Raw genomic sequence first — 25,935 nt, forward strand, 5'->3', positions numbered from 1 at the left:
GAATTAGAATCGTCGGGCCGCGGCGCCGGAAGGCGCGCTGCGCGGCATGCCGTGGGAGCTTCACTATTGCCGGCCGAAAGCGGGCTGTGAAGACATCGGATTCTTATGGGCCCATTAGAGGTGCTTATGGCGAGACCTGACCATTTGCCGCCGATGCAGACGCTATCGGTGTTCGAATCGGCCGCCCGCCTCGCGAGCTTCACCGCCGCCGCGCGCGAGCTGGGTTCGACGCAGCCGGCCGTCAGCCAGCGGGTCGTGCAGCTCGAGGAGGCGCTGGGCGCGCCGCTGTTCGCGCGCGGCCATCGCGGCGTGACGCTCACCGAGGACGGCGAGCGCCTGTTCGAAGCCGTGCGCCACAGCCTGGATACGCTGCGCGTCGCGACCGCCGACATTCGCACGCGGCGCGCGCACGGCACGCTCACGCTCGTCACCGATTTCGGCTTCGCCACCTATTGGCTGATGCCGCGCCTGACCGAACTGAAGCGCGTGATGCCGGATGTCGACGTGCGAGTGGTGACGTCGCAGGATTTCGATCCGCAGCGCGACCATGCCGACATCGCGATCCTGTTCGGCGAAGGCGTCTGGCCGTCGTGCACGTCGACCCGGCTGTTCGCCGAGGCGGTCACGCCGGTCTGCTCGCCCGCGTTCCGCGCCGCGCACGCGTCGGCGGTCGCGTTGCCCGCCGATCTGCTGCGCCTGCCGCTGCTGCACGTGCAGCCGACCGATCCGGAGCGCTGGCTCGCGTGGCGCGGCTGGTTCGACGCGCACGGGCTCGACGCGCCGCACGGCGCGCACGGGCTGACCTTCAACAGCTATGCGCTGGTGATTCACGCGGCGCTGATGCACCAGGGCGTCGCGCTCGGCTGGGCGCCGCTCGTCGACGAACTGATCGCAACCGGCCAGCTGGTCGAGCTGCTCGACGCGCCCGTGGTCACGCCGCGCGGCTATTTCCTGGTGCGCCCGCCCGCGCGGCCCGAAGCGCCGGCCGTGCCGGTGTTCCGCCGCTGGCTGCTGCACGCCTGCGGCTGACCTGAACGGCGCCCTGCCGCTGGCGCGCCGATACCAGCGGCGCGACGTTTCGGTTCTATCCGCGCGCAATCTGGCCTGCTCTACTGGAGCCTCGTCTCCGACGCGCCGCGCGCGAAGGCGGCGACCGCTCATCGAGACCAGAGGAACCGCATGTCCGCCCCACCCCGTCCCCATCCTTTCGTGCTGACGCTGTCGTGCCCGAGCGCCGCCGGCCAGGTGGCCGCCGTCGTCGGCTTCCTGGATCAGCGCCGCTGCTACATCGACGAGCTGAACGTGTTCGACGACGATCTCAGCAACCGCTTCTTCGTGCGCTGCGTGTTCCACTCGGCCGACGACGCGTCCACGCCGCTCGGCATCGACGCGCTGCAGCGCGAGTTCGCGCCGATCGCCGCCGGTTTCGGCATGCAATGGGCGATTCACGACGCCGCCGCGCGCCCGAAGGTGCTGATCATGGTATCGAAGCTCGAGCACTGCCTCGCGGACCTGCTGTTTCGCTGGAAGATGGGCGAACTGAAGATGGACATCGTCGGCATCGCGTCGAACCATCCGGACTTCGCGCCGCTCGCCGCGCAGCACGGCCTGCCGTTCCGGCATTTCCCGATCACGGCGGATACGAAGGCGCAGCAGGAAGCGCAGTGGCTCGACCTGTTCGAGTCGAGCGGCGCGGAGCTCGTGATCCTCGCGCGCTACATGCAGGTGCTGTCGCCCGCCACGAGCGCGCGGCTCGCGAATCGCGCGATCAATATCCACCACTCGTTCCTGCCCGGCTTCAAAGGTGCGAAGCCTTATCACCAGGCGCATACGCGCGGCGTGAAGCTGATCGGCGCGACCGCGCATTTCGTCACCGATGATCTCGACGAAGGGCCGATCATCGAGCAGGTGGTCGAGCGCGTCGATCATTCGTATCGGCCGGAACAGCTGCTCGCGGCCGGGCGCGACGTCGAGTGCATCACGCTCGCGCGGGCCGTCAAGGCGTTCATCGAGCGCCGCGTGTTCCTCAACGGCGACCGGACCGTCGTATTCCAGTAAGCCGCCCGCCTTGCGTTGTCCGTCGGCTGTCTCCAAAGTTGAAAGCCCGAATGCGGCACGCCGCACTCGGGCTTCTTTTTCTTTTGGCGACGCTCGGGCTTATCCGGCCCACGCGAGGTAGTACGAGATCCAGATCGTGAACGCTGCGCCCGCGAGAGCCGCATAAGGCGCGACATTCAGCCAGCGGCCACGCGCCGGAATCGTCAGCTCCATGTCGCGCATCATCTGCGCGGGGAAGCGGCCGCGATCCTGCCAGTAGTGGCGATACAGGAACACCGGCACGATCAGCAGCATCGCGATCAGGCCGTTGCGCAGCGTGCCTTCGCCCTGCAGGTTCGCGCCCGCGCCGACATACACCAGGTTCGCGTAGCCGCACACGCCGCCCAATACCAGCAGCCACGTCGGGCAGCGGAACGGCCGCTCCCAGTTGCCCCGGTCCATCCGGTGGATCCAGCCGGACTGCAGGTTCAGGAACACGAACAGCATGTAGCACACGTTCGAGATCGACAGCACCGTCATGTAGTCCGACATCATCAGCAGCACGAGATTGAAGCCGAGATCGGTCCACATCGCGCGCGTCGGCGAGCCGTGCTCGTTCACGTGCGACAGGTACTTCGGCAGCCAGCCGTCGACCGATGCCTGATACAGCGTGCGCGACGAGCCCATCATCGACGTCATCACGATCAGCAGGATCGACAGCATCAGCATCACCACCACCGCGTTCGCGACCCACGCGCCGCCGCCGACGATCTTCGCCATCGCGGCGGCCACGCCTGTGCCGTCGCCGATCTTCGGATCGAGCATCGCGGCCGTGCCGAGCGCGCCCTGGAACGCCAGCGGCACCAGCGTCATCACGACGAGACACAACGCGCCGGACCAGAAAATCGCCTTCGCGGTGTCGCGGCGCGGATCGCGGAACTCGCGGGTGTAGCACACCGCGGTCTCGAAGCCGTACGACGCCCAGCCGGCCATGAACATCGCGCCGAGCGCCATCACGACACCCTGCCCGTTCCAGCTGCCGAACGTCGCGGCGGTGAGATTGCCCTGCGCGTCGTGACCGAGCGGCAGCAGCGGCAGAAGATTCGACATCGGCACATCGCCCGTGACGAACGGCACGATGCCGACGATCAGGAGCGGCGTCAGCGACGCGATGCCCAGGATGCGCTGCGTGCGCGCGGCTTTGGAGGCGCCGCTGTGCTGCAGCTTGAAGGTGACGAGGAGCAGGAGGGCCGCGATCACGAAGGTCGCGTTGATGCGCAGCGACAGACCGGGCTTGATGAAACCGAGGTCGGCCAGCGTCCATTGCCAGTGGAGGATCGCGGCATCGGCCGGAAAGAGGCTCGTCAGCGCGTAGCTGGCGGCGAGACCGCAGCCCAGCGCGAGCATCGGCGACCACGCCAGCCAGTTGCACCACACCGACACCGGGGCAATCAGCTTGCTGTAGCGGACCCATCCGATCGCGCCGTAGACCGACGCGCCGCCCGATTTATGGGGAAACAGCCCGGAGATTTCCGCATAAGTCGCGCTTTGAATCAAACCCATCGTGATCGCGGCGATCCAGATCGCCCACGCGGGCTGGCCGATCGTCGCGCATACGCCGCCGATCGTGAACAGCACGCCCGCAGGCACACCGCTCGTTACCCAAAATGCATCTTTCCAGGTGAGGCCACGGTGCAGCGTGTGGCCTTTCACATCATGTGAGATCGTGTTCTCGGCAGCATCCGTACTGCGCGCGCGCAGTCCTGCGTGACTCATCCAAATCCTCCTGTGAAGACTCCGCACAAGCGCACAGTGTAACAACTCAAGCCTGCGCGGGTCCATAAATTGTCATTTTTTACGAGAAATTTACAGAAAATTCGCATTTAGTTCGAATTACTGATGATTTATTTCGTCATCTTGAATGCTCGTTCATTCCGTTCCGTCTACTGCGCGCCGGCCACCCATTCGCCGACGCGATCCGCATGCGCGGCGATCCACGCATCGGCCGCCGCATCGGGCTTCGCGCCGCTCTGGATCGCCAGCATCACGCTGTCGATCTCGCCCGGCTTCCACTGGAATTTCTTCAGGAACGCCACCACCGGCTTCGCCTTGGTTTCAAGGCCGGGATTGACGACGCTGTCGACGTGCTCCGCCTCGCCGTACACCTTCTTCGGGTCGTCGAGGAAGCGCAGCTTCCACTTCGCGAACATCCAGTGCGGCGCCCAGCCGGTGACGATCACCGGCTTGTTCGCATGGATCGAGCGCGCGAGCTCCGCCGTCATCGCGCTGCCGGAACTCGACATCAGCGAATAGCCGAGGCCGTAGGTCTTGATCGCGTCGTCGGTCTTGCGCATCACGCCGGCACCCGCGTCGATGCCGACGATCCGCCCGCCGAAGTCGTTCTTTTCCGCGTTCAGGTCGTCGATGCTCTTCGCCTTCACATAGGCGGGCACGATCAGGCCGATCCGCGCATCGGGGAAATTGGTGCCGAGATTGACCACCTTGGTCTTGAACTGATCCCAGTACGCGCCCTGCGTGACCGGCAGCCAGGCCGACAGCGTCCCGTCGAGATCGCCGCGCGCCACGCCCTGCCACATCACGCCGGCGGCCACCGGCACGAGCTGCACCGGATAGCCGAGACGCTTCTCGATGATCCGCGCGGCGACGTTCGACGTCGCCACGCTGTCGTCCCAGCCTTCGACGTAGCCGATCTTCAGCGTCGGCTTGGTATCGGCGACGGCGGGCGCCGTCGCGGCCAGCACGGCGGACAGCGCGCCGCACCAGAGCAGTTTTCCGAGGAATTTCATGGTCGACCTCCGTGGGGTGGTGAAAAAAGACGCCTCTCAAGGTTCCTCAACCACAAATCCTCGTTATCGTTGTTTTGCGACACGTCCTTGCTCAACCGCGACGCGCGCCGGCACGGCCCTCTCTATTTGTCGATCACGAGATCGGACAACGGCTTGCTGCAGCACAGCAGCACCATGCCCTGATCGATCTCGCGCTGGCGGATTCCGCCGTTGTGCTTCATATCCACCTCGCCGGACACCAGCTTGACCTTGCAGGTGCCGCACATTCCCTGCGTACACGACGCGGGCAACCGGACTCCCGCCTGACGCGCCGCGTCGAGCACGTGCTGGGCCGCCCCGCAGCTGATGTCGCGATGGCTCTTCGCGAAGCTCACCGTGTATTGCCCCGCGGCAACGCCGCCCGCGCCGTCCGCATCGATGCCGGGCGACGCGTCGCCGGCCAGCGCGTCGGCTTCGGCCGCGCCGTTCGCCGCGAGCGTCTCGAACGAGAAGCTTTCCTCGTGATAGCGGCCGCGCTCGAAGCCCGCTTCGTCGAGCAGATCGCGCACCGCCTTCATGTAGGGCGCGGGACCGCAGGTGAAGATCTCGCGCTCCATGAAATCCGGCGCGATCAGCTTCAGCAGCGCCAGCGACAGATAGCCGGTCACGCCGTGCCAGCTGGTGCGCGCGCCGACCCGCTCGCAGACGAACGACGTGCGGAAATTCGTATGGTTGGCGGCGATCAGGTCCAGCTCGCGCGAGAAGATGATGTCGTCCGGCGTGCGCGCGCTATGCACGAACACGATATCGCGGTCCTCGGCGAGGTCGTGGTGCGCGCGGCTCATCGACATCAGCGGCGTGATGCCGGAGCCCGCCGACAGAAACAGATACTTGCGCGCCGGATGCCGCGCGCAGGTGAAGTCGCCCGCCGGCCCGAGCACGCGGATCGACGCGCCCGGCTGCAGGTGGTCGTGCAGCCAGTTCGACACCTTGCCGCCCGGCACCCGCTTCACCGTGATCGACAGCGTGTGCGGCCGCGCCGGCGACGACGAGATCGTGTAGCAGCGGTTGATCGTCTCGCCGTCGATATCGAGTTCGAGTGTGACGAACTGGCCCGGCTCGAACGCGAACGAGCGGCCCTGAGGCGAACGGAAGAAAAAGCTCTTCACGTCGTGCGTCTCCTGCCGCACCTGGCAGCACACCAGCGTTTCCTCCAGATCGCTCGTCCAGCGCTCCGGCAGCGCCTGCCAGAATGCGGGACGGGTCACGCGGCTGTCGGCCGGTTCGAAGTTCGCGGCATCTCGCATCATGTGTTGCTCCGCCCTTGCTATGCGCCGATCTTCGCGGCGAGCCGGCCGATGTACCAGGCCGAGAATTTTTCGACGAGGCCTTCGGTGTACGGCGAGTACGGCCCCGGTTCATACGCGCTGCTGCCCGCGCCGCGCTGCGAGAATTCGACGAGCGCGCGGTCCTGGTCGTTGGTCGCGTTCCACACGGCGGTCAGGTTCTTCACGTCGTAGTCGATGCCTTCCTTCGCGTCCTTGTGCACGAGCCACTTGGTGCGCACAAGCGTCTCGCCCGCGGACAGCGGAATCACCGAGAACGTCACGATGTGATCGCTCATGAAGTGATGCCACGAATTCGGCTGGGTCCAGAACGACAGGCCGCCGAGATCCGCCTGGCGGAATTCGCCCAACAGCTTCTTCGATGCGACCTTCGCGTCCAGCGTCTGCGACTCGCCGCTGCGGTCGAGCGGCAGGCGCTGGGTGCGGAAGCCGGTCGTATCGCTCAGGCGGTCGACCTCGACCGACGGCAGGTCGAGCGCTTCCCATTGGGCCGCGCGTTCGACGCAGGTGCGCTCGAACGCCGCCATGCCTTCCGCGTTGGCGGGCGAAGGCTGGTAGCCGAAACCGTATTCGTACAGCGAGATCGTCAGCTCGGGATGGTTCGCCACGCAGTGATAGCACTCGCGGTTGTTCTCCATCGTCAGCTTCCAGTTGCCCTGTTCGATGATGTCGATCTGCGCGGCGATCTTCGTGTTCGGCAGGTCGTGCGGCAGCAGATACGGCTCCATCGCCGCGCGCATCACCGCGAAATCGGCCGGCGGCTCGTCGGCCAGACAGACGAACAGCAGGCCCGCGAGGTTCTGCAGATGCACCGGCTTCAGGCTGTGCTTGCAACGGTCGAACTTCTCCCCCATGTGCTCGGCGAACATCAGCTGGCCGGTCAGGTTGTAGGTCCAGCTGTGATACGGGCAGACGATATTGCCGACCGACCCCTTGTCCTCGTTGCAGAGCCGCGCGCCGCGATGGCGGCATACGTTGTGGAACGCGCGGATCGCCATGTCGTCGTCGCGCACGATCAGGATCGAATCCTGCCCCAGTTCGACCGTCACGTAGTCGCCCGGCTCGGGTACGTCCGGCTCGATCGCCACCTGAATCCAGTGCTGCCGGAAGATCGCGTCCATGTCGAGCGCGAAGATCTCCTCGCTCCGGTAGAACGGCGCCTCCAGGCTGTAACCCGCTTTGCGGCGCTCCACCAGCGCGCGAATGTCTGCCGATACTTTCATCGTCTGCTCCGGATTCCTTGCTTTCCCAGGTGTTTGCCGACAGGCATGGGGGTGTTTTTCAGTAATCGATGAGTTGATGCTCGCGCAAATACGCGAGAATCACTTGTGCTTTTTCGACCGAACTCCCGTTAATTACGACGTTTCCGCCACGGCTTTCGGTGGTGGTCGCGGACAGCATCCGCGCATGCCCGGAGCGCTTCTCCGCCGCCGCCAGCTTCACCGGCTTGCGCTCCGCCGGCGCGCTGGACCAGTGCGCGGCGTCCGTCGCGGCAGGCGGCGCGACGCGCAGCGGCTTGACGACGCCCGCGCGCAGCCGGGCATACGCATAGCGCGGCTGCGCATTGGCCAGCGGATGTACCGCGACCACGGCGGGCAGGCTCGCGTCGACCCGCCGGCGCAAACCTTTCGGCAAGAATTGCCGTACCTCTACGCGGCCGGCCTCGACCGCGATGTCCACGGCCGCGCCGACCAGCGGATAACCGAGCGCCGCGGCGACCCGGTACGGCAGCATCCCGGTGTCGTACGCGCCTTCCGCGCGCGTGCCGGTGAGCACCAGGTCGTAGCCTTGCACGCGGGCCGCGAGCGCCGCGGCCGCGTCCTCGTGCGGCGCGCACGCGAGCACCTCGACGTCGCGCGCGCCGAACGCCAGATAGTCGGCGAGCGCCGCGTCGCCGGCGTCGCCGGCATGAAATACGTCGAGTTGCGCCGCATGGCGCGCCGCGAGCGCGCGGCCGAGTTCGAGCGCCGCCGCGTCGTTGCGGCTGTGGCGCGACACGCCGCTCACCGGGTGACGGCCGACCGACACCAGCACGGCGATGCGTTCCAGCTTGCGGATGGCGTTCATGCCGCGACTCCTTCCAGTTCCGGCGCCTGCGCGACGCGCCGGCCGCGCGTGCGCGCCGCGTCGACCTGTTCGATCAACGCGGCAATGGTCGCCTGCGCGTCGCCGACGATCGTCAGGTTCGCGCGCTTCGCGATCGGCGCGCTGCCGTCGAGATTCACCGCGATCACGTGGCGGCAGTCCTTGATCCCCTGCAGATGCTGTACCGCGCCGGAGATGCCGAACGCGATATAGACGCTCGCCTCGACGGTCTTGCCGGTCGCGCCCACCTGCTTGTCGCGGCTGAAATGGCCGTTGTCGACGGCGACCCGGCTCGCCCCGATCGCCGCGCCGAACACGCCCGCAAGCCGCTCGAACGCCGCGATGTCGGTCACGCCGTTGCCGGCCGACACGATGAAATCGGCTTCCTCCAGCGCCACTTGAGCCGCATCGATCTCCTCGATGCCGAGATCGCGATAGGGGCCGTCGGAGTGGCCCGCGTCGACCAGGAAATCGGCGGCGAGCCGCCGTCCCGCGCCGACGAACGGCAGCTTCGGATCGACGGCGTTCGGCGCGAGCAGCACGACGTCGGGCAGCGCGCGCGTCGCGAAGGTCCGCTTCGCGTCTGCGTACACGCCGACATGCCGCGCATCGATCTCGACCACCTGGGTCGCGACGCTCACGTTCAGCGACGCCGCATAGCGGCGGCCCAGATCGCCGTCGCCGGTGGCGTTGTCCGGTATCAGCACGTGACGCGGCGACAGCGCGGCCGCGCATGCGTGCAGCGCCTGCAGCTCGCGCTCCGGCGCGAAACCGCGCCGGTCGAAGCCCGCCAGTTCGATCAGCCGGTCCACGCCGAGCGCGGCCGGATCGTCCTTCAATTCGCCGAACACCAGCAACGCCACCTCGGTATCGGCGCCGGCGATCAGCGCGGCCGCCGCCACCGTCTGCCGGGCGTGTTCGTCGAGCGCGCCGCGCTCGCTGTGCGCGGCGACCAGCAGTACGTGCCGCACGTCGGCGCTCGCGCGCAATGGCTTGACCGCCGATGCGCCGTGCGCGGCGCCCGACCAGGGCAGCGCGCTCGCATCGGCGCTGCCCGCCTCGCCGAGCGTGATGCGTTTCAGGCCGCCGGCCGTGACGACGAACGGCCGGCGCGGATCGATTCGTTTGAGCGTAGTCATCGGGTCACTCCAGTGCGGCGGCGACGAGTTCGGCGACATCGAGCACGTCCGGGCGCGGGCCGACCACGCCTTCGAGCATCGCGGTGCAGTTCGGGCAGCCGACCGCCACCACGTCCGCGCCGATCGCGCGCGCGTCGGCGATCCGGATGTCGGGAATCCGCTGCTTGCCGGGAATGTCGGTCAGCGGCGCGCCGCCGCCGCCGCCGCAGCAGCGGCCGCGCATCCCGTTGCGCTCCATCTCGACGACCTGAATGCCGATCGTCTTCAGCAACTTGCGCGGCGCGTCGGTTTCGCCGTTGTAGCGGCCCAGATAGCAGGGATCGTGATACGTGATCCGCTTGTCGCGCAGCGCGTCGGCGGCTTTCGGCGCGATCCGGCCCGCCGCCGCCAGCTCCGCGACGAAACTCGTGTGATGCTTGACCGCGTAGCGGCCGCCGAGCGCGCGGTATTCGTTGCGCAGGCTGTGCATCACGTGCGGATCGGCGGTGACGATCTGCTGGAACGACAGCGCGTCGAGCGTGCCGATCAGCCGCTTCGCCATCTGCTGGAAGGTGGCTTCGTCGCCGAGCCGGCGGGCCGTGTCGCCCGTATCCGTTTCCGCGCGGCCGAGCACCGCGTAATCGACGCCCGCCTTGTTCAGCACCTTGACGAGCGCGCGCAGCGTGCGCTGGTAGCGCATGTCGAAGCCGCCCTCGCCGACCACCAGCAGCACGTCGACCGGCCGGCCCGGCTGCGCGACCGGGGCGCTCAGGTCGACCGACCAGTCGTAGCGCGCGGCCGTGTCGTAGCCGCCCATCGTGCCGGTCTCGCGCAGGTTCGCGAGCATGTCGGCGCCCTTGCCCGGCACGGTGCCGTGCACGAGCGTCTGGTTGCGCCGCATGTCGACGATCGCGTCGACATGCTCGATCAACATCGGACACTCCTGCACGCACGCGCGGCAGGTGGTGCACGACCACAGCGTGTCCGCCTCGATCAGGCCCGACACGATCGGGCCGCGCGGCTCGCCGCGGTGGCCGCCGACCGGGATGCCCGGTGTCGGGCTGCCGGCATAGGCGGCATCGGTGCCGCCCGCCATCCCGGTGACGAGATCCTGGATCAGCTTCTTGGGATTGAGCGGCTGTCCTGCCGCGAACGCCGGACACGCCGCCTCGCACTTGCCGCACTGCACGCACGCATCGAAGCTCAGCAACTGGTTCCAGCGGAACTCGGCCGGCTGGCCGACGCCGTACTCGCTGCGTTCGATCTCGGGCAGCTTGAGCGCGGTCGGCGGAGTGGCCGCGCCGTCGCCGGTGTACGCCGTCCGGTTCGACGCGAAGCGCTCCTGGCGCGGATGAAACGCGAGATGCAGCAGGCCCGCGATCGCGTGCTTCATCGGACCGCCGCGCGCCGCGCCGAACGTCATCGCGAACGCGCCGACGCCGATCAGCAGCGCGCACAGCACCGCGAACGCGCCCGACATCGCGGCGGCCGGCACCAGCACGAACAGGGTCAGGCCGAGCGCGAACGCGCCCAGCAGCCACGGCAGCGTATTCCACGGGCCGCGCGACAGGCGCGCGGGCACCTGCTTCGCATGGCGGCGGCGCCACACGAACACCGCGCCGACCAGCATCGCGAGCGCCGCGACGAGGATCAGCCGGTCGAGCCACGGCGAGTAGATCGCCAGCCCGTAGTTGACGAACACCAGCGCGAGCGCCGCGATCGCGCCGCCGGCCGTCGCCACGTGGGTCTTCGCGATGTACGGATCGCGCGCCACCACGTGATGCAGGTCGACGAAATAGCGTTTCGGGATCGCGAACAGCTGGGCGACCCCGAACGCGCCCGGGGCCGTCGCCCGGCCGAGGCGCCAGTACGACGCGCGCTTCGCGACCGCGAACGCGAGCCCCGCCACCGACAGCCACAGCAGCGCGGTAATCAGGAAGGCCGGATTCATCGTCAGAAATCCTTGGTGAGCCGCAGCGCGTCGTAGATCGCGCCGTGGATGTTGTGCATGGAGATGCAGTCGCCGACGCGGAACAGCAGGAAGCGGCCGTTGCCCAGCGCCTCCGACAGCGACGGCTGCGGCTCGGCCGCGAACAGCTTGTGCACGTCCACCTGCCCCCGGTTCACCGATTCCGGCTTGAGCTTCCAGTACAGCGCATCGTTCGGCGTGACGCCGTTCTCGATCACGACCTGGTCGACCGCGCGCTCCTCCTGCTCCTCGGTGTACTCGTTGCGCAGCACCGCGATCTTCTTGCCGTCCTCTTCGTAGACGCGGTCGAGCCAGTAGTTCGGCGTATGGATCACGCCCTGCGCGTAGAGCCGCCGGTAGAAGATCGGGAAGGTCGTGCCGCCGCAGTCGTCGGCCACCTTCACGTCCGGCGTGACGATCTCCACCTTCGAGCCCCGGCTCGAGATGAAATCGGCGACACCCGCGCCCGCATGCGTGCTGACGCCGTCGTAGACGAGCACGTTCTGCTTCGGCTCGACGCGGCCCGACAGGATGTCCCACGAACCGACGGCGAGCCCCTGCTCGACGCCCCAGTCCGGCACCTGGTTCGTGAAGCTCGAGCCGCCCGTCGCGAGCACGATGATGTCCGGCTTCTCCGCGAGGATCAGCTTCTCGTCGGCCGCGACGCCCAGCCGGCGATCGACGCCGAGGCGCTTGGTCTCCATGTCGAACCAGCGGACGATGCCCGCCATCTGCTCGCGCTGCGGCGCCTTCGCGGCCAGCATGATCTGGCCGCCGACTTCCGGATTCTTCTCGAACAGCACGACGTCGTGGCCGCGCAGGCGCGCGACGCGGGCCGCCTCGAGCCCCGCCGGCCCCGCGCCGACCACCACCACCTTGCGCTTCGGACCGCGCGACTTCTCGATCACGTGCGGCATCGTCGCCTCGCGCGACGTCGCGGCGTTCTGCACGCACAGCACGTCGAGCCCGTTGTACTGGCGGTCGATGCAGTAATTCGCGCCGACGCATTGCTTGATCTCGTCCTCGCGGCCGTCGCGGATCTTGATCACCATGTGCGGGTCGGCGATCTGCGCGCGCGTCATGCCGACCAGGTCGACCATGCCGTTCGCGAGCAGCCGCTCCGCCTGGCCCGCGTCGCGGATGCTCTGCGCGTGCATCACCGGCACCTTGACGACCGACTTGATGCCCGCCGCGAGATGCACGAACGGCTCGGGCGGCAGCGCCATCGGCGGCATGCAGTTCGCGAGCGTGTTGTGGGTGTCCGCGCCGGAGCCGATCACGCCGAGGTAGTCGATCAGGCCGCTCTCCGACATCGCCTGCGCGATCTCCTTCAACTGCTCGTGGTCGAGGCCGTCCTCGTGGAATTCGTCGCCGCACATGCGCAGGCCGACGCAGAAATCCTTGCCGACCGCCTCGCGCACCGCCTGCAGCACCTCGGTGCCGAAGCGCAGGCGGTTCTGCAGGCTGCCGCCCCATTCGTCGGTGCGGAAGTTGGTGCGCGGGCTCCAGAACTGGTCGATCAGGTGCTGGTGCGCGGCCGAGATCTCGATGCCGTCCATGCCCGCATCCTTCACCCGCTTCGCGGCGGCGGCGAAATCGCCGATGATCCGGCGGATTTCCTCCGGTTCGATGATCTTCGCGTTGCCGCGGTGCACCGGCTCGCGCACGCCCGACGGCGACATCAGGTGCGGCCAGTGCTCGCCGTGAAACGCCGAGCGGCGGCCCATGTGGGTCGCCTGGATCATGATCTTCGCGCCGTGCCGGTGCATCGCCTCGGCGAGGCGCGCGAGCGGATCGACGATCCTGTCGGTCGACAGGTTCACCGATTTCCACCAGCCTTGAGGGCTGTCGATCGACACGGGGCTCGATCCGCCGCACACGGCGAGGCCCACGCCGCCCTTGGCCTTTTCCTCGTAGTAGCGGATGTAGCGGTCGCCCGGCAGGCCGCCGGGTTCCGCATAGACTTCGGCGTGCGCCGTGCTGACGATCCGGTTGCGCAGCGTGAGCTGGTTGAGCGTCAAGGGTTTGAACAGGTGGGGATAGCGCATCGCGGGCGACCTCTGGCGTTCTCGGGGCGTTGTCGGGTACGGAGGAAAGCGGCGTCAGTGCGAAAGCGGCGACACGTCGAACACGCAGTGATCGTGGCCTTGCGCCGCGCAGTGCGCTTCCTCGGAGTACGCGCGCGGCGCGCCCCGGCCTTCCGGCGTCGTGTCGTTGACCCAGTCCATCGCGCCCGCGAACCAGCCGGCGAACATGTAGCAGAGCTTGCCCTCGCGGCCCGGCTGCGCCAGCACGAACGACGAATGGCGCAGCGCGATGCGCGCGCGCGCGCTCGCCGGATCCGCCTCGAGGATCGAGAACAGCCCCCAGCCGCGCTGCGACAGGCGTTTCAGGTAGTGCTCGAACACCGCCATGCCGGTCAGGCCGTGCAGCTTCGCTTCCTTGTCGCACCAGTGGTAGGCCGATTTGTAGCCCGCCTGGTAAAGAATCTCCGCATAGGCGTCGCGGCCGAGCGCGTCTTCCACTGCCGTGTGGTTGTTGGTGAAGAAGTGGCGCGGCACGTACAGCATCGGCAGCGCATCGGTGGTCCAGACGCCGGTATCGGGATCGACGTTGATCGGCAGTTGCGGTTGCATCGTGTGACTCCGTGGGGAATGGCGCCGCGCAGGGCGCGGCATCGTCCGCGCACCGTCGCTCGTCGAGCGGGCGCGTCCTGTTTCGTATCGGTTGGAGGCGGCGGACCGGGTGGCTTACGCGCCCCAGACGTCCTTGAACACGCGCACCCAGTTCTCGCCCATGATCTTGCGGATCCGCGATGCGCTCCAGCCCGCGCGCTCCATCGCGGCGGTCAGGTTCGGGAATTCGCCGATCGTGCGGATGCCTTCCGGATTCACGACCTTGCCGAAGTTCGTCAGGCGGCGGTAGCGCCCCTTGTCGTGCGTCAGCATGTCGAAGAACTCGGTGCTGTAGCCCTGCGTGAAATCGGTGCCGATGCCGACCGCGTCCTCGCCGACCAGGTTCACGACGTAGTCGATCGCCTCGATGTAGTCGTCGACCGTCGCATCGATGCCCCGCTTCAGGAACGGCGCGAACATCGTCACGCCGACGAAGCCGCCCGCGTCGGCGATCTCCTTCAGTTGCGCGTCGCTCTTGTTGCGCGGATGCTCCTTGAGCCCCGACGGCAGGCAGTGCGAATAGCAGACCGGCTTCTTCGAGAACGCGATCGCCTCGGACGACGTGTTGCCGCCGACATGCGACAGGTCGACCATGATCCCGACGCGGTTCATCTCGGTAATCACTTCGCGGCCGAAATCGGAGAGGCCGCCGTCGCGCTCGTAGCAGCCCGTACCGACCAGATTCTGGGTGTTGTAGCAGAGCTGCACGACCCGCACGCCCATGTCGGCGAATGCCTCGATGTAGCCGAGGTTGTCCTCGAACGCATGGGCGTTCTGAAAGCCGAAGATCACGCCCGTCTTGCCTTCCCGCTTCGCGCGCAGGATGTCGTCGGTCGTGCGCACCAGGGTCAGCAGTTCGCTGTTGGCGCGAATCTGCTGCTTCATCAGCGCGATGTTGTCGACCGTCTTGGTGAAGTTCTCCCAGACCGACACCGTGCAGTTGGCGGCGGTGATCCCGCCGCGGCGCATGTCCTCGAACACCGAGCGGTCGAACTTCGAGATGTTCAGGCCGTCGATGATGATGCTGTCCTGGTGCAGCGTGCTCATGAGGTTCTCCAGTCTTGTCGCGTCTTGTCTTGTGTTGTCGTATCGCAGCCGGCCTGCCGGGCGTTCAGTAGATCGGGAAGCGCTCGCACAGCGCGAAGATCTCGCGGCGCACGCGCTGCTCGGTCGCGGGGTCGCCCTCCGGGTTCGTGCGCAGCGCGTCGAACACCTCCAGGATCAGCCTGCCGATGTCGCGGAACTCCGCCGTCCCGAAGCCGCGCGTCGTGCCGGCCGGCGTGCCGAGCCGGATGCCGGAGGTGACCGTCGGCTTCTCGGTGTCGAACGGGATGCCGTTCTTGTTGCAGGTGATGCCCGCGCGTTCCAGCGCCTGCTCGACCTGGGTGCCCTTGAGCCCCTTGGGACGCAGGTCCACCAGCAGCAGGTGGTTGTCGGTGCCGCCCGTCACCAGATCGACGCCGCCCGCCTTCAGTACCTCGCCGAGCGCGCGGGCGTTGGCCAGCACCTGGTCGATGTAGGCCTTGAAATCGCCGTGCAGCGCCTCGCCGAACGCCACCGCCTTGCCGGCGATCACGTGCATCAGCGGGCCGCCCTGCAGGCCGGGGAAGACCGCCGAGTTGATCTTCTTCGCGATCTCTTCGTCGTTGGTCAGCACGAAGCCGCCGCGCGGCCCGCGCAGCGTCTTGTGGGTGGTCGACGTGACGACGTGCGCGTGCTCGACCGGGTTCGCATGGCGGCCCGCGGCGATCACCCCGGCGATGTGCGCCATGTCGACCATCAGCTTCGCGCCGACGGCGTCCGCGATCGCCCGGAATCGGGCGAAGTCGAGCGCGCGCGGATACGCGGAGAAGCCGGCGATGATCAGGCTCGGCTTGTGCTGCCGCGCCAGTTCCTCGACCTGGTCGTAATCGATCAGCAAGGTGTCGCGGTGCACGCCGTACTGCACGGCGTTGAACCACTTGCCGGACAGCGCGGGCTTCGCGCCGTGCGTCAGGTGGCCGCCCGCGTCGAGCGACATGCCCAGCACCGTGTCGCCCGGCTTCGCCAGCGCCAGCATCACCGCGCCGTTCGCTTGCGCGCCCGAGTGCGGCTGCACGTTCGCATAGCCGGCGCCGAACAGCTGCTTGACGCGCGCGATCGCGAGCGACTCGATCTCGTCGGCGAACTCGCAGCCGCCGTAGTAGCGCTTGCCCGGATAACCTTCCGCATACTTGTTGGTCAGCACCGAGCCCTGCGCCTCCAGCACCGCCCGCGACACGATGTTTTCCGACGCGATCAGCTCGACCTGCGACTGCTGCCGCTCGAGTTCCTTCAGGAGCGCGCCGCGCACGGGCGCGTCGCGCTCGGCCAGCGTTTGCGAAAAGAAAGGCTTGGAGTTCGACATGGGGCGTCCGTCACTGAATGAAAAAGGGGCATGCGCAGCGGGCGAAGGACCTGTCGTGAAAGGCTTTCACGCGTTTTTTCACCACCGCTGCCGACGGCTCTATTCTTGTCTTTCGGATTTTTCGCCGATTGATGAATTCAGACGCTTTCTTTGCCTTTTCCGACATTCGCGTCCGTTTTGAACAAGTGACCGGTCGTGCACTTTCGATCCGGCCGGCACCCGCGCGGTGCCTCGGCTGCGCCCGGCCAGTGCGGCCGCTCCCGGATACGGTGCAGCGCAGCATGAAAACCGGCCCGGCCGGCCCGCCGGATCTAGGGTTTAGCCGTATGGCACGCTTGTTGCGCTCGCTCCCAAAATAGCCGGGCCCAGTTCCCCGGCCGCACAAGATTAGATTCAAGGAACGCCTCCCCATGTCGCCCGACCGCACCGCGTCGTTGTCCCACTTCGCGTTCATGCCGCTGCCCAATTTCACGATGATCGCGTTCACGAACGCGATCGAAGTGCTCAGGATGGCGAATTACCTGAGCGGTCAGCCGCTCTACCGCTGGTCGGTCGTCAGCCCGGACGGCGGCCCCGTCACCGCGAGCAACGGACTCACCGTCGACACCGGTCCGGCCGAATGCGTCGGCCAGCCCGACATCGTGTTCGTCTGCGGCGGCGTGGACGTCCAGCATGCGACGAGCGCCGCCCACCTGTCGACGCTGCGCCGCTTCGCGCGCGCGGGCGTGGCGCTGGGCAGCCTGTGCACCGGCACCTACGCGCTGGCGAAATCCGGGCTGCTGGCCGGCTACGCGTGCGCGATCCATTGGGAAAACATGTCGGCGCTGAAGGAGGAATTCCCCGACACGCGCTTCCTGAAGGAACTGTTCGTCGTCGACCGCGACCGGATCACCTGCACCGGCGGCGTCGCGCCGCTCGACATGATGCTGAACCTGATCGCCTCGCGCGTCGGCACGGCGCGCGTGACGCAGATCGCCGAGCAGTTCATCGTCGAGCACGTACGCGACATGAGCGCGCAGCAGCGGATGCCGCTCGTCGCGCGGCTCGGGTCCGCGAACAAGTCGCTGTTCGAGGTGATCTCGCTGATGGAGAACAACATCGAGGAGCCGCTGTCGCGCGAGGAGCTGGCGCGGCTCGCGAACATGTCGCAGCGGCAGCTGCAGCGGCTGTTCCGCGAACACCTCGGGATGACGCCCACGCATTACTATCTGACCTTGCGGCTGCGCCGCGCGCGCGAGCTGCTGTTGCAGACCGACATGTCGATCATGCACATTACAATGGCGTGCGGTTTCCAGTCGGCTTGCCATTTCAGCAAGAGTTACCGCGACGCGTTCGGCACGGCGCCGACGCGCGAACGCCGCAAGCAGGTCGCCCCGCTTGCGCCGCCGGCGCTGCCGACGCTCGGCGCGCCGCTTACTTCACTGGTGCTGCACGCCTGACGGCACGGGGCCGGCCCCGCGCGCGGGCGGCGGCCCGCCCGGACGACGAGCCCTCAGACGTGCAGACCACCCCCGACGCGCTCGCGAGCGCCTACACCGCCTACCTCGATCACCCGGACTGCCTGACCGGCATGCAGCTGGCGCGCGTGCTGCGCACGCACGGCCATGCGCAGGAAGCGATCGGCGTCGCGACACGCTGGGCCGATGCGCTCGACACGCCGCTGAACCTCGCTCAAATGGGCGTCGAGATGAATTTCCTGGGGATGTTCGCGGAGGCGCAACGCCTGCTCGCGCGCTCGATTCCCGGGCTCGCGCACGACCCGAACCTCTACGTCGTGAAGTTCGAGCTGACGATCTCGCTGTATGCGCAAGGCAAATACCACGAAGCGCACGCGCTGTACCGCGAGATCCGCGACAAGGCGTGGCGCGACACGATCGTCGACACGCTCTACCCGGTGCGCAACGGCGACCAGTACGCGTGGGCCAAGGACAAATTCCTCGGCCACGACGATCCGGTCTCGGGCAAGCGCGTGCTGGTGATGATGGAGGGCGGCGTCGGCGATCTGTTCATGTACTCGCGCTACTTCGAGATGCTGAAACGGGAAGGCGCGCTGTCGGTGCACGTGCAGATCGTCGATTCGGCGCGCGGCGTGCTCCATGAGGACGACTGCATCCGGACCGTGGGCGAGCTGGGTTCGCTCCCGCACGACTGCGACTGCGTGACCTGGTTCTTCAATCTGTTCGCGCGCTATCAGACGAGCCCCTATTTCCCCAGCCAGTCGACGCCGTACATCCCGACGCCGCCCGCCCATGCGCTGCCCGAGCCCGTCCGGGCGGCGCTCGCGCCCTCGGCCGGCGGGCCGAGGGTCGGGCTGGTGTGGCGCAGCGGCACCGGCGTGCGTCACGAACCGTATCGCTCGCTGCCGCTGCGCGCGCTCGAACCGCTGCTCGGCACCGCCGGCTACCGCTTCTATGCGCTGCAGGTCGGCGCGCTCGACGACGAGGAGCGCGATCTCTACGCGCGCCGCGGCATCGTCGATCTCGGCCCGGACCTGCATTCGTTCGCGGACACAGCCGCCGTGCTCGGCCAGCTCGACCTGATCGTGTCGATCGATACCGGCACCGCGCACCTCGCAGGCGCGATGGGACGGCCGGTCTGGCTGATGCTGTCGCAAGCGGGCGACAGCCGCTGGTTCGACTGCCGCCGCCATACGCCGTGGTACCCGACGATGCGCTTGTTCAGGCAAACCGCGCTCGGCGACTGGCGCGGCCCGGTCGCCGCGATGACGGACACGCTCGCCGCGGGCGGCGAACCCGGCCTGCGCCTGCGCGACTGACTCCGCGCACCCAGTGCAAAACGGCCCGCGCCGCGCCTGCCGGCGCTGCGCGGGCCGTCGCCGGCTCGGCGGCGTCAGGCCGCGTTCAGCATGCCGTGCGGATCGATCACGAACTTGCGGGGCGCGCCGCCATCGAATTTCCGGTAGCCGTCAGGCGCCTGGTCGAGCGAGATCACCGACACGTTGACGATCTTCGCGATCGGCAGACGATCGAACAGGATCGCCTGCATCAGGTTGCGACTGTACTTGAGCACGGGCGTCTGGCCGGTATGGAACGTATGCGACTTCGCCCAGCCGAGCCCGAAGCGGATGCTCAGGCTGCCGTGCTTCGCCGCGACGTCGGTCGCGCCCGGATCGTCCGTCACGTACAGGCCCGGAATCCCGATCGCGCCGGCCGGCCGCGTAATTTCCATCAGCGAGTTCAGCACCGTGGCCGGCGCTTCTTCCGCGTGGCCCGCCGAACCGTGGCCATGCGCCTCGAAGCCGACGCAATCGACCGCGCAGTCGATCTCCGGCTTGCCGAGGATCTGCTCGATCTGCTCGCCGAGCGTCGCGTCCTTCGACAGGTCGACCACTTCGAAGCCCATCGCCTTCGCGTGCGCGAGCCGTTCGGCGTTCATGTCGCCGACGATCGTGCAGGCCGCGCCGAGCAGCCGCGCCGACGCGGCCGCGGCCATCCCGACCGGCCCCGCGCCCGCGACGTACACGGTCGAGCCGGGCTTCACGCCCGCCGACACGGCGCCGTGATAACCGGTGGGCAGGATGTCCGACAGGCAGGTGAGGTCGCGGATCTTTGCCATCGCGCGATCGCGGTCGGGAAATTTCAGCAGGTTGAAATCGGCGTACGGCACCAGCACGTACTCGGCCTGACCGCCGATCCAGCCGCCCATGTCGACATAGCCGTAAGCGCCGCCCGCGCGCGACGGGTTGACGTTCAGGCACACGCCCGTTTGCTGCTCCTTGCACATCACGCAGCGTCCGCACGCGACGTTGAACGGCACCGACACCAGATCGCCGAGCTTCAGCGTTTCCACGTCGCGGCCCACTTCGATCACCTCGCCCGTGATCTCGTGGCCGAGCACGAGACCGACGGGCGCCGTGGTGCGGCCGCGCACCATGTGCTGATCCGATCCGCAGATATTGGTGCTGACCACTTTCAGGATCACCCCGTGCCCGATCGCCCGCCCGCTCGGATCGACCATCTTCGGATAGTCGATCGACTGCACCTCGACCTTGCCCGGCCCCTGATACACGACACCTCGGTTGCTGCTCATCGCATTGTCTCCATGTCTCGTTGGCTTCGCACCGCGTCGGCCCATCCGGCGCCGTCGGGCGCGCGGGTCTGGCGGCGAGCCCTTCGAGGGTAGTCCGGCGGCCGGGGCCGCGAACGTGCAAAAACCGACATGGGTTTGCTCGCGGCCGACATGGGCGCGGCGCGTTCGCGGCCGCGCGCGGCCGGCGCGAGCGCGACATCGCCCCGCCGCGCGTCCGGACCCTCAATGCGCGCCGGCGCGACGGCCGGACTTGAAGCCGTGCGCGCCCGCCCGCCAGACCACGCCCAGGCCGCACAGCGCCAGCAGGACCAGCGCCCAGGGGAAAGACGCGGCTCCGCTGCGCGCCAGCAACGCGCCGCCCGCCAGCCCGCCGGCCGCCACCGCGAGATTGAAGACCGTGACCAGCATCGACTGGGCGACGTCGGCGCCGTCCCCCGCCGCGTCGGCGATCGCGGTCTGCAACAGCGTCGGCGCGCCGCCGAAGGTCAGCCCCCATGCCGCGATGCCCGCGAACACGGCCGCCGGCGATCCGCCGCCGATGCCCAGCGCCAGCGCCGCGAACGCGAAGACCGCCAGGCTGAGCAGGGTCAGCGTGCGCAGCGCGCGGTCCACCAGCAAGCCCGTCGCCCAGATCCCCCCGAGGGACGCGAGTCCGAACAGCAGCAGCGCCACGTCCACCCGGCGGCCCAACCCCACCGAGACAAGATACGGCGCGATGTACGTATACAGAATGTTGTGCGCCAGGATCCACATGAAGACCACCGCCAGCACCGGACGGACGCCCGGCGTCGGGAAGATGCGGCGCAGCGGCTGCCGCTGATGCGCGGCCTGGCCCGGGTAGTCCGGCACGCCGAACCGCACCCACGCGAACAAGGCCAGCGCCAGCGCCGACATGATCCAGAACACGCCGCGCCAGTCGACCCAAGCGCCAAGCCAGGCGCCGAGCGGCACGCCCAGCGCCAGCGCGATGGGCTGGCCGACGCCCACCACCGCGAGCGCGCGCCCCTGCAGACGGCGCGGCACCAGCCGTCGCGCATAGCCCGCCAGCAGCCCCCACACGATGCCGGCGGACATGCCCGCCACGAAGCGCGCCGCGAGCGTGACGGCATAGCTGCCGGACCAGGCGGTCACGGTGTTGAACACCAGCAAGCCGCCGACGGCCAGCAGGAACAGCGGCCGCCGGCGCCAGCCGCGCGTCGCGATAACCGCCGGGATCGCGGCCAGCACCGATCCCAGCGCGTACAGCGTCACGCACTGCCCCGCCAGCGCTTCGGACACGCCCAGCCCCTTGCCGATCTGCGGCAGCAGCCCGGCCGGCAGGGTTTCGGTCATGATGGCGATGAACCCCGCCATCGTGAACGCCAGCAGCCGCCCTGTCGGCAGGCGCTCGACCGGCGCGTCGAACCGCGCGGCCGCCCCCGGTCCATCGTCAATCCTCATGTTCATGTTCGTGCACTCGTGCAATGTAGTGACGGGCGCCTCGCGAGCGCCGCGCCGCCGGACCGGTCGTGAAGTCTCAGGCGAGATACGACGCCGCCATGTCCTTGTCTCCATGCCCCGCCGCCAGCGCGCGCCGGAAACGCTGCAGCCCGGCCTGCGCGGCATCCGCCTGCACGCCCGCCCGGGCCGCCGCATCGACCACCAGCTGCGCGTCCTTCACCGCGTTGGCAATGGAGAAACTGACCGCGTAATCATCCGCCAGCATGGCCGCCGCCTTGAGCTGGAAGTAACCGCTGTCCATCGGACCGCCGCCGACCACCTCGACCACCAGGGCCGGATCGACGCCGAGCGCCCGCGCGATCAGCAGGCTTTCGGCAATCCCGTGGGTCAGCGCGAACGCCCAGCTGTTGAGCGCGAGCTTCAAACGGCTGCTCGCGCCCGCCGATTGCGCTACCCAGACGGTGCGTTTGCCGATCGCGTCGAACACGGCTTGCGCCTTTTGCCGGCCCTCGAGCGGGCCGGACGCCAGCACGATCAGCTGCCCCTGTTCCGCCGGCTGGCGCGTGCCTTGCACGGGCGCGTCGTAGAACACGAGCCCGTGCCGCGCGGCGTACGCCCCGAGCGCATCGGCGGCCTCGACGCCGACCGTGCTCAATTGCAGCCACACCGCGCGCGCCGACAGCGCGGGCGCGGCGGCCTCCATCGCCGCCATCACGGCGGCGCCGTCCTTGAGCACCGTCACGACGAGATCGGCGCCGCGCACCGCCTCGGCGGGCGTCGGGAACACATCGACACCGTCGGCCGCCAGCGCTTGCGCCTTCGTCGGCGTACGGTTCCACGCCCGCACGGCGAACCCGCGCCGCTTCAGGTTGCGCGCCACGGGCGCGCCGATCAGCCCCGTGCCGAGGACGGCGACGACGGGGGCGTGTTGAGCATCGGTCATGAGTGAACTCCGGTCAGGTAAAAAGGATCGAATAATTTCTGGAACGATCAGTCCAGAATTGAGCGAAAGAAAACGACGGCTGCCCGGCAAAGCCGCCGCAACCGCCGGTCGGAGACTAAAACGTACTCAGCGCGACGTCGAGCACATCGAGCAGACGCTGACGCCGCCCCTGGGGCGCACTGCCCTTGCTCAGCACCCTCATGCCCTGAATCGTGTTGACGAAAAAACGCGCCAGCGCGCGCGGATTCCGGTCGGACGCGACATCGCCTTCCTGCTGGCCGCGAACGATCAGTTTTTCCAGCGCCTTCTCCAGGCGCAGAAAGTTCTGCGCGACCAGTTCCGCCACCGGCTCGTCATGCCCGGCCAGTTCGAGCGTCGCATTGGCGACCAGACACCCGCGCCGCTGCGTATCGTCGAGTTCCTCGTCGACGATGCGCATCAGCAACCGCCGGACCAGCGCCTTGGCGGAGCCGGATTCGGCCAGCAGCGCGACGTTGACGGTGGTCAGCGCGTGATACCGGCGCAGCGCCTGCTGATAGAGATCGTGCTTGCTCTCGAAGGTGTTGTACAGGCTGCTGCGCGACAGCCCGGTCCCTTCGATCAGATCCTGGATCGAGGTTGCCGCGTAGCCGCGCTGCCAGAACACCTGCATCGCGGCATCGGCAATCTCGTCGGGTTCGAATTCCTTGGGACGCATCTCGGTTCGCTCATTCTGGAACAATCGTTCCAGTAAATATACGAGCGCCTTGCCCGTTCGTCAAGGCCGAGTGCGTTTCCGTCGAGAGGCTGCCGGAATCGATGCAGAGACGGGAAGACGGCGGTATGCGGCAGTCGATACAAAGCGGGACCGCCGGGACCACGAGCCATCCGGCCGCGTGCGTCGCCAGTCGCTTTGCCCTCAACAGGCGACGATGCCTGAGCGCGTCCTGACAGATCTGACAGCGCATGCGCCCTTTTCCGCATCACATAGTGAACACCCGTTGGATCATTTGACGCTGCCCCCGAAGTTCACCATATTGCGAGCCTGTCCTCCCGGCCGTATCTCGTCGCTCCCTCCACCCATCACAGGAGAAAGGCATGAAACGTCACCCAGGCCGGCTGCTCGCCGGCAGCGCCGTTTGTTTCGCATTCCTGCTCAATACGCCGGTTCATGCCGATCCGGTTGCCGCCAACACCAGCACGGCGCTGTCGCTGACGCCGCCGATGGGTTTCAACGACTGGGCCCGGTTCCAGTGCCAGGCGCAGGCGCCGTTGGACGGCACGTCGCGCGCGGGCTACTCGTTCCAGCGTTTCATGCAGGACCAGGCAAGCGCGATGAGCCAGGCGGGCTTGGTCAGCGCCGGCTACACGCTGCTGATGGTCGACGACTGCTGGATGGCGCGCAATCCGTCGGGCCAACTGCAGGGCGCGACCACCTGGGGCGGCTCGAGCCAGCCCGGCTTCGACCCGGATCTCACCGCCTATGCGACGTCGATCCATTCGCTCGGCATGCTGGCGGGCCTCTACAACACGTCGGGCGCCGCGACCTGCCAGGGCGTCGCGGCGGGCGAGCAGGGCCACCAGCAGCAGGACGCGAAAACCTACGTCGGCTGGGGCATCGACGCGCTGAAGCTCGACAACTGCGGCGCGACCGGCAACGCGACCCCGCAGCAGCTGTTCACGACGATGGCGAACGCGCTCGGCAGCGCGAGCGCGAACACGACGCGCAAGATCCTGTTCGACGAATCCGCGCCCGCCGGCTACGGCCCGTCCGGCGCGACGAAGTACGAAACGCTCGCGTGGGTCCGCCCGCTCGGTCAGATGTGGCGCACCGGCCCGGACATCGAGACCACGTCGATCAACGCGAACGGCCAGGCAGCCGGCGACCCGTGGAATTACTTCAACGCGAACGCCTATCAGGAAGGTGTCTACCAGAGCTACAACGACACGGTCGCGCTGTCGCGCTACGTGTCGCCCGGCAACTGGAACGACCCGGACCAGCTGCTGATCGGCGACAACGGCATGACGACGGCCGAGGAGCGCAGCCAGATGGCGCTGTGGTCGGTCATGGCCGCGCCGCTCATCATCAGCGCCGATACGCGCAAGTTCGTCGCCAACCCGCAGGACGCGCATCTGCGCGATTCGCTCGCGATCCTGACCAACGCGGAGGTGATCGCGGTCGACCAGGACAAGCTCGGGATCGGCGGCTACCGCGTGTCGCGCGACGATCCGTCGACGACCGCCGGCATCGACGTGATCGCCAAGCCGCTCAGCGACGGCGCGCTCGCCGTCGTCGTGCTGAACAAGGGCGACGCCGCGGTGAACACCACGCTGCCGCTCGCCAGCCTCGGCTACAGCGGCGCACCGTGCACGGTCGGCGTGCGCGATCTGTGGGCGCACACCACGACGACGGCCACGACGCGCCTGAACCTGTCGATCGGCGCGCACGACAACGCGATGGTGAAGCTGACCGGCGTATGCGGCGGCTGGGCACCGACCGGCGAGATCGAGGCGACCCAGACCAGTTGGGGCACGACGCCGCTGTGCGTGAATGCCGCCCGGCCGGCCGCCGGCGCGGCGATCGCGCTCGCCACCTGCACGGCGAGCGCCACGCAGCGCTGGACCCGCAACGCGAATCGCACGATCCAGCTCGCCGGCACCGGGCTGTGCGTCAGCTCGACCGCGCCGGGCAGTGTCGGCGCGGTCAACGGCGCCTCCGGCCAGTGGGCGACGCTCGCCTCGTGCAACGCGCAAGACACGAAGCAGGTGTTCACGTACAAGCTGGCGGGCCAGCTTGTCGCGGCGTCCAACTCGACCTGCGTCGACGTCTATCAAGGCGCGGTCGGCACGACGGGCACGCCGATCGACTTGTATCCGTGCGGCGTCAACCAGTCGAACCAGCTGTGGGCCGCGCCGCATCTGAGCGCGCCGGCCAGTTGACGGCGCCGCGGACCGGCACGGACGACACGCCCGGCTCTCGGCGGGCGTGTCGCTCGAGGCGGCGGGTCGGTTCGCCTTCGCGCAACCGGAATGGCGCGGCGTTGGGTTCGCCGTGATTCGGCGCGAAGCGGGAGGCCGGAGGCGGCTTGCATCCTTTGCGCCTCTCGCCTCTCGCCTCTCG

20 protein-coding genes are annotated in these 25,935 nt (G+C 68.1%); 5 read left to right on the plus strand and 15 right to left on the minus strand.

Features of this window, described 5'->3' with window-relative positions; genetic code table 11:
- Positions 1-153 precede the first annotated feature (153 nt).
- Positions 154-1,029, plus strand: coding sequence for a choline sulfate utilization transcriptional regulator (locus tag RZR99_RS12665; RefSeq protein WP_323120109.1), 876 nt, complete (start codon positions 154-156; stop codon positions 1,027-1,029).
- Positions 1,030-1,179: 150 nt separating this feature from the next.
- Positions 1,180-2,058 (plus strand): formyltetrahydrofolate deformylase, encoded by an 879-nt coding sequence (purU, locus tag RZR99_RS12670; RefSeq protein WP_323120110.1) that lies wholly within the window; start codon positions 1,180-1,182, stop codon positions 2,056-2,058.
- A gap of 99 nt (positions 2,059-2,157) precedes the next feature.
- On the opposite strand, the gene RZR99_RS12675 is transcribed toward purU, so the two are convergent.
- The 11 genes from RZR99_RS12675 to RZR99_RS12725 all read right to left on the minus strand — a co-directional run bounded on the left by RZR99_RS12675 (position 2,158) and on the right by RZR99_RS12725 (position 16,402).
- A complete protein-coding gene (locus tag RZR99_RS12675) occupies positions 2,158-3,813 on the minus strand; it encodes an APC family permease (RefSeq protein ID WP_323120111.1) in 1,656 nt (551 codons plus the stop codon).
- 167 nt (positions 3,814-3,980) lie between these two features.
- Positions 3,981-4,844 carry a glycine betaine ABC transporter substrate-binding protein gene (locus RZR99_RS12680; protein WP_323120112.1) on the minus strand — a complete coding sequence of 288 codons (864 nt, stop codon included), beginning with the start codon at positions 4,842-4,844 and terminating at the stop codon, positions 3,981-3,983.
- 122 nt (positions 4,845-4,966) lie between these two features.
- Positions 4,967-6,133, minus strand: coding sequence for a hybrid-cluster NAD(P)-dependent oxidoreductase (locus RZR99_RS12685; protein WP_323120113.1), 1,167 nt, complete (start codon positions 6,131-6,133; stop codon positions 4,967-4,969).
- Positions 6,134-6,150: 17 nt separating this feature from the next.
- On the minus strand, positions 6,151-7,392 hold the full coding sequence (locus RZR99_RS12690; protein WP_323120114.1) for an aromatic ring-hydroxylating oxygenase subunit alpha: 1,242 nt from the start codon (positions 7,390-7,392) through the stop codon (positions 6,151-6,153).
- Between the two features lie 58 nt (positions 7,393-7,450).
- Complete coding sequence (locus tag RZR99_RS12695; protein ID WP_323120115.1) at positions 7,451-8,236, minus strand: electron transfer flavoprotein subunit beta/FixA family protein; 786 nt, start codon at positions 8,234-8,236, stop codon at positions 7,451-7,453.
- The gene (locus RZR99_RS12700) at positions 8,233-9,393 is read right to left on the minus strand and encodes an electron transfer flavoprotein subunit alpha/FixB family protein (RefSeq protein ID WP_323120116.1); all 1,161 of its coding nucleotides are present in this window, start codon (positions 9,391-9,393) and stop codon (positions 8,233-8,235) included. Before RZR99_RS12700 ends, RZR99_RS12695 begins: the two co-directional genes overlap by 4 nt.
- Positions 9,394-9,397: 4 nt before the next feature.
- On the minus strand, positions 9,398-11,323 hold the full coding sequence (locus RZR99_RS12705; protein WP_323120117.1) for a (Fe-S)-binding protein: 1,926 nt from the start codon (positions 11,321-11,323) through the stop codon (positions 9,398-9,400).
- Between the two features lie 2 nt (positions 11,324-11,325).
- Positions 11,326-13,389: an NADH:flavin oxidoreductase gene (locus tag RZR99_RS12710; RefSeq protein ID WP_323120118.1), complete on the minus strand. Its 2,064-nt coding sequence runs from the start codon at positions 13,387-13,389 to the stop codon at positions 11,326-11,328.
- 54 nt (positions 13,390-13,443) lie between these two features.
- Entirely contained in the window at positions 13,444-13,977 is a 534-nt protein-coding gene (locus RZR99_RS12715) for a DUF5943 domain-containing protein (protein WP_323120119.1), read from the minus strand.
- A gap of 114 nt (positions 13,978-14,091) precedes the next feature.
- Positions 14,092-15,063 (minus strand): dipeptidase, encoded by a 972-nt coding sequence (locus tag RZR99_RS12720; protein WP_323120120.1) that lies wholly within the window; start codon positions 15,061-15,063, stop codon positions 14,092-14,094.
- A gap of 64 nt (positions 15,064-15,127) precedes the next feature.
- Positions 15,128-16,402 (minus strand): serine hydroxymethyltransferase, encoded by a 1,275-nt coding sequence (locus RZR99_RS12725; protein WP_323120121.1) that lies wholly within the window; start codon positions 16,400-16,402, stop codon positions 15,128-15,130.
- Between the two features lie 386 nt (positions 16,403-16,788).
- On the opposite strand from RZR99_RS12725, the gene RZR99_RS12730 reads away from it, so the two are divergent.
- Both RZR99_RS12730 and RZR99_RS12735 read left to right on the plus strand, forming a co-directional pair.
- The gene (locus RZR99_RS12730; RefSeq protein ID WP_323120194.1) at positions 16,789-17,841 is read left to right on the plus strand and encodes a GlxA family transcriptional regulator; all 1,053 of its coding nucleotides are present in this window, start codon (positions 16,789-16,791) and stop codon (positions 17,839-17,841) included.
- Positions 17,842-17,900: 59 nt separating this feature from the next.
- Positions 17,901-19,178, plus strand: coding sequence for a glycosyltransferase family 9 protein (locus RZR99_RS12735; protein ID WP_323120122.1), 1,278 nt, complete (start codon positions 17,901-17,903; stop codon positions 19,176-19,178).
- Positions 19,179-19,252: 74 nt separating this feature from the next.
- Here the strand turns inward: RZR99_RS12735 and fdhA are convergent, their stop codons facing one another.
- The 4 genes from fdhA to RZR99_RS12755 form a co-directional block, all read right to left on the minus strand.
- Complete coding sequence (gene fdhA / locus RZR99_RS12740; protein WP_323120123.1) at positions 19,253-20,452, minus strand: formaldehyde dehydrogenase, glutathione-independent; 1,200 nt, start codon at positions 20,450-20,452, stop codon at positions 19,253-19,255.
- A gap of 222 nt (positions 20,453-20,674) precedes the next feature.
- A complete protein-coding gene (locus tag RZR99_RS12745) occupies positions 20,675-21,892 on the minus strand; it encodes an MFS transporter (protein WP_323120195.1) in 1,218 nt (405 codons plus the stop codon).
- A 76-nt stretch (positions 21,893-21,968) separates the two neighbouring features.
- Positions 21,969-22,835, minus strand: coding sequence for an NAD(P)-dependent oxidoreductase (locus RZR99_RS12750; protein ID WP_323120124.1), 867 nt, complete (start codon positions 22,833-22,835; stop codon positions 21,969-21,971).
- 115 nt (positions 22,836-22,950) lie between these two features.
- Complete coding sequence (locus RZR99_RS12755) at positions 22,951-23,532, minus strand: TetR/AcrR family transcriptional regulator (protein WP_323120125.1); 582 nt, start codon at positions 23,530-23,532, stop codon at positions 22,951-22,953.
- 380 nt (positions 23,533-23,912) lie between these two features.
- Here RZR99_RS12755 and RZR99_RS12760 point away from each other — a divergent pair, with 380 nt between their 5' ends.
- The gene (locus RZR99_RS12760) at positions 23,913-25,754 is read left to right on the plus strand and encodes a ricin-type beta-trefoil lectin domain protein (protein WP_323120126.1); all 1,842 of its coding nucleotides are present in this window, start codon (positions 23,913-23,915) and stop codon (positions 25,752-25,754) included.
- The last annotated feature ends 181 nt before the right edge of the window (positions 25,755-25,935 follow it).

The organism is Burkholderia alba, from assembly GCF_034721475.1.
In the GTDB taxonomy this organism is placed as follows: domain Bacteria; phylum Pseudomonadota; class Gammaproteobacteria; order Burkholderiales; family Burkholderiaceae; genus Burkholderia; species Burkholderia alba.